We start from the raw sequence: 4,411 nt of genomic DNA on the forward strand, positions 1-4,411 counted from the left end.
ATCCCTCACGTCGGGGATAGCTTAGCCTCCTGTCCAGATTTCCAGCACCACCTCATACAACCTTCGGGTGAACTTGGTATGCGTACCATCTCGTCCACTTATGGTGCTTCACAAAAACCCCGACCCGCTGTGATCCTTGAAGGCGTTCGCCCGCCGGATGTACCCGACCACCGTCCTCGGATCACGGTGACCTGACTGATCCATGATGCGAGAGAGATCCGCGCCGCGCTCGGCCGCCGTCGTGATGTAGCCGGCTCGTAGGCTGTGACCGGCAAACAGCGCGGGGTCGAACCCAGCGGCCTCGGCGTAGCGCTTCCCGATGCTCCGATCCGTCAGGGCTTCGGCCCGAATGCGCCCTGACCGCGACACCGGTCTGAACACCGGCCCGTCCGTGATCCTGGTAGGGTCGAGCCAGTCGCGCAGGAGCGCCACCGGCCGAACGTACCGGCCATGCGGGATCGCCTTTTCGAACCCCCTGCCCTCCTGGTCGGTCTTCGAGCGCCGGATCAGCACCCGCAGGCCATCGGCGTGGTCTGTCAGGTCTGAGACCTGCAGCGCGGCCAACTCCGATCGTCTGAAGGCGCCCTGCGAACCCGAGCGCGAGCAGCGCGCGATCGCGCTTGCCCGCAAGCCCAGCGGGAATGTGCGAGAGCATGGCCACAATGATTTTGGTAGTGGCCGCCGTCTTTTGCCGGGGCTCGACATCCGGCCGGCGCCGGATGCCCTTGATGACCGCGTGGACTGTCTCGTGCGCGCCAGGGTCCGGCAGATCGGCGAGCTTGTGCGCGTAGGCGATGGCCGAGAGCCGCCGGCCGATCGTGGAAGACGCGAGCCCAGCCGCAGCTTCGTGGGAGAGTAAGGCCGCCACGGTCTCGGATGACGCTGGCAGCGCCGAGACCCCGTGCCCAGCGCACCACGCCGCAAACACCACCGCATCCGATTTATAGGCGCGCACGGTGGCGCTGGCCTTCGATGCCTGCTGATAGGTCTGGACCAGCGCGAGTGCACTAGCGGGGAGAAGGCTGGCCGCTTCGGCAAAAACCGGGAAGGGAAGCGTTTGCGCTTCAGAATTCCGCATCCCCTCCCCGCGCCGAGCGCCGCCGCGATCATGTCCCCGAGCACTTCGTCGGCCCAATCGTTGGGTAGCTGCATGTAGTGCCCCGGCCGGCAGATCATTCTGCAGACGAACCGACCGTCCTTAATACTCCAGCGCTTGGCACGGCCCCCCGGCCGGATGATCGGGGATGTGTTCGAGGGCGACCGCGCAGGCCTGCGTCACACAGCAGTAGCCGCAACCGTTGCACGGCGAGCCATAGGCTGGCTTCACGCGAAGCCGTGCTCCTTTGGTTTCGTCTATCGCAACGACCGTCGCCATTGATACAGTCTAACACTGTAACTTCCGAGAATGCGCCTTATCGGAAGTTATACGATCAGCGTTGCATCACAAGCTGAAACCATGGAAGCCTGCATACCTGCAACGAGGAAAAAAGGTGTGCCGGATTGTCGGCCATCCGCTTCCCCGGCGTTGAGCAATCCCTTAATGCCGCGATAGCATCATGCCGTGATGCCTCGCTTCCTGACTGCCGGACCCCCGCAATGCATGTGATCCTGATTGCGACGCAGAAAGGCGGCAGCGGCAAGAGCACCTTGGCCGCTCACTTCGGCGCGCTGTCCGAGCGCGACGGGCGCACCCTTCTCATTGATGCCGATCCGCAGGGTTCGCTATCGTTCTGGTACAAGCGCCGAGAGGCCGCGACGCCGCTGTTGGCGAAGGCGGACGGCAATACCATCGGTGAGACGCTAGACGCGGCACGGGCTGACGGGATCGCGTGGGCCGTGATCGACAGCCCGCCGCACAACGCCGCCCTGACAGCCTCAATGATGTCCCGCGCCACAGTGACCGTTGTCCCCGTCCGGCCTGGCCCGTTCGACCTCGATGCGGTGGCCGCCACCTTGGCAATGGCGCGAAGTCTGAAAGCCCCTATCGCCTGCATCATTAATGCGGCGCCGCCGATCACCCGCGAGGCCGAGACTTCCATCGTCGCTGAAGCGCGGGCGGTGCTGACCAGCATGGGTGCTCCGGTCCTACCGGGTCAGGTGTCTCAGCGTGCCAGCCTATCCCACGCCCTCATCAGCGGGCAGAGCGTGAACGAGTACGATCCCGATAGCAGGGCCGCGACCGAGATCGGCGCCATGTGGTCGGCTGTCTCCGAGCTAGCCCGCACCTTCCCACGCAAGGCGTAGGGATCTCCCCTTCATTGGGGATGCCCGGCACTCCTGCATTCCGCGATCCCGCCAACCCTGAGAGCCGCGAACCATGGTAGCACCGAAGCGACCAAACTTGATGGGTCTTGTCGAGGGCAAGAACCGCACTTCCGAGGCTGACGAGCCCCGATCCGAGACCGAGGCCGAGCCGGGCACGTCCCAGGTTGAGCCGCCGGTAGCCGGTCCGTCCGACCTCAAGACGATGCAGGTTCGCGTCAACCGCAACGGATGGCTGGAGATGTCCCGGCTTGCCCAGGATCGAGACATGCCGCTGGAAACTCTCATGGTAGAGGCGTTCAACGATGTGCTCCTGAAGCACCGCAAGCCGCCTGTAGTCGAGCGCCGACAACCTGTGAAGAAGTAGCCCGGCAATGCGGAAGTCCGGCACTCCTGGAGGCAGGAAGACCGGGTTTGCGTATTAGCGGAATAACGGATTGCAGGCTTTCATGAAAAGCGTCGATCCGCCTTGCAGGAATAGCGGTCAGGGTTGGTGTCGGCGAGTGCCCTCTCGCCTCGGGACCGCCACCGGGCGGCGGCAGGGGCATCCCCACGAACGATGGCACGTTGCAGGCCGGCATTGATCCGGCGCAGGCGCCACGCATCGAAGCTGACACCAAGGAGGGCCACGAGGTCCGCGAGGGTAGGGGCTAGCGGACGTTGGCGGATGGCGGGGACTGCGCGCATCACGAGGCCATGTAGACGGCGAGGAGGATCGCAGCGGTGACGACGTTGCCGCGTCCCGCTTCATGCCCGGCGCGGGCCAGCAGCACGCGATGAAGGCGACGCATCCGGCCGAGCCCGCGAGCGAGGGACGTGGGGAAGCCGAGCGCCAGGGTGGCGCGCATGGTAGCGGCAGTCTTCATCGAGCGGCGTCCTGTTCACGGTCGGAGGAGGAGCCGCGCAGCCATGTGACCTGCGAGACGTGGTGTTCTGGAGCGCCAAGGGACGGTTCAGCGTCGGCGCCGTCCTCTCGGTCACTATCGCCTTCTATGGCGTCGAGGAGGGCAATCAGCCGGTCGGCGGTGTCGAGGGCCGATTGCGCCGCCTCCTCAAGCGGGCGGCGGATCTCGGCTGAGGATGGCGGAGCGAGGGCGGTAGCAGCCGCACGCGGGTGGAGGGTGTGAAGGGTGCCCATTGGCTAGGCCTCCAGCACAATCAGTTCGGGGTCTGGTTTGGCCGCCGCAGCGCCAAGAACCCGCCATCTGTGCCCAACCGCATATTCCCGGCTGGCCTCGAAAATTTCTCGTGACTGAAACGCGAGGTCGTTCAGGGCGTCGATGCGGAGATACTGGCGCAGCCGGTCATAGAGCGCGTTGGCGTCCTGATCCGGCTCGTCTCTACACGCAGCATTGAACTGGCGGTTCAATTCAGCCCCGGCGGCGGCCCTGAGCCGCATAGTCATGAAGGCGATCCAATGTGCGACCGGCTTCCGATACGTCGTGCCCGAAACGTCCTCATAGAGAACGTAGCCAGGGTGTGAGTAGTTGTCACCGGCCGGCTCTGGACGTGCGGGATTAGCAGCAGCAGCCAACTCATCCACGCGCAGGCGCCGACGTAGGTTTGCAGTCCAATCGGACGCGGTATTGCCGGCAGGCCCGCGCTGGTAGGCTTCGGAACGACGCTCAAGCTCCGCTTCCGCAATGGTGTGAAGCCGTTCTGCTTCCAGCCGCAGGCCGTCTGTGACGTTGATGAAGCCGGTCGGATCGATAGCCGGGTAGGCCATGAATCCTTCAGGTGGGCTATGCCAATCCACGACCGGAATGGCTGCGGTGGGCGTCCTGCGCTTCATCACCCGGCCAGCCGTCGCCTTCAGGCTGGCGGCGCGATCTTTCAGGGATTGGCGTACGGCATCGCGCTTGGCGACGCGGCGAAGGGATTGCGCATATCCGTTTTTCCTCGTTCGATGTTTGCAGGGATGAAGGCTTGAAGGGATGAAGGTCAGGCGAGTGTCGCGAGGCCCACGAGGAGGGCGCCGCCGCCGATCAGAACGAGGGCCGCGAACGCCTCGCCGAGGCCGTTCAGAAGGCGCGGAGAGCGAACGAAGGCGGTGTCAGGCCGGATCGGAGCCACGGCCTGCCAGGGCTCGACCTCGCCGGGCAGGGGCTCATTCGGCGGGGTAGTGGCTGCGGATTGGCCATGGCGAGGG

At 65.0% G+C, this 4,411-nt stretch carries 6 protein-coding genes and 2 pseudogenes; 3 read left to right on the forward strand and 5 right to left on the reverse strand.

What is annotated here, in order from left to right:
- Window positions 1–108 precede the first annotated feature (108 nt).
- Window positions 109–564, reverse strand: a complete 456-nt coding sequence (locus G3T14_RS25255) for a site-specific integrase (RefSeq protein ID WP_246733511.1) — start codon at window positions 562–564, stop codon at window positions 109–111.
- 283 nt (window positions 565–847) lie between these two features.
- Window positions 848–1,078 (reverse strand): annotated as a pseudogene (locus G3T14_RS25260) (integrase); the annotation flags it as partial.
- 518 nt (window positions 1,079–1,596) lie between these two features.
- Between G3T14_RS25260 and G3T14_RS23145 the strand changes: the two are divergent.
- The gene (locus tag G3T14_RS23145; protein ID WP_163644851.1) at window positions 1,597–2,244 is read left to right on the forward strand and encodes a ParA family protein; all 648 of its coding nucleotides are present in this window, start codon (window positions 1,597–1,599) and stop codon (window positions 2,242–2,244) included.
- A gap of 100 nt (window positions 2,245–2,344) precedes the next feature.
- The gene (locus tag G3T14_RS23150; protein WP_163644850.1) at window positions 2,345–2,629 is read left to right on the forward strand and encodes a hypothetical protein; all 285 of its coding nucleotides are present in this window, start codon (window positions 2,345–2,347) and stop codon (window positions 2,627–2,629) included.
- A gap of 319 nt (window positions 2,630–2,948) precedes the next feature.
- Here G3T14_RS23150 and G3T14_RS23155 read toward each other — a convergent pair whose 3' ends face one another.
- Window positions 2,949–3,128, reverse strand: coding sequence for a hypothetical protein (locus G3T14_RS23155; protein ID WP_163644852.1), 180 nt, complete (start codon window positions 3,126–3,128; stop codon window positions 2,949–2,951).
- Window positions 3,129–3,190: 62 nt separating this feature from the next.
- Between G3T14_RS23155 and G3T14_RS23160 the strand changes: the two genes are divergently transcribed.
- Window positions 3,191–3,340, forward strand: a complete 150-nt coding sequence (locus tag G3T14_RS23160; RefSeq protein WP_204263021.1) for a hypothetical protein — start codon at window positions 3,191–3,193, stop codon at window positions 3,338–3,340.
- 63 nt (window positions 3,341–3,403) lie between these two features.
- On the opposite strand, the gene G3T14_RS23165 is transcribed toward G3T14_RS23160, so the two are convergent.
- Window positions 3,404–3,988: a hypothetical protein gene (locus G3T14_RS23165; RefSeq protein WP_163644854.1), complete on the reverse strand. Its 585-nt coding sequence runs from the start codon at window positions 3,986–3,988 to the stop codon at window positions 3,404–3,406.
- Between the two features lie 215 nt (window positions 3,989–4,203).
- Window positions 4,204–4,411: pseudogene (locus G3T14_RS23170) on the reverse strand (hypothetical protein); the annotation flags it as partial.

The sequence above is a fragment of the Methylobacterium sp. BTF04 genome, assembly GCF_010692745.1.
Lineage (GTDB): Bacteria > Pseudomonadota > Alphaproteobacteria > Rhizobiales > Beijerinckiaceae > Methylobacterium.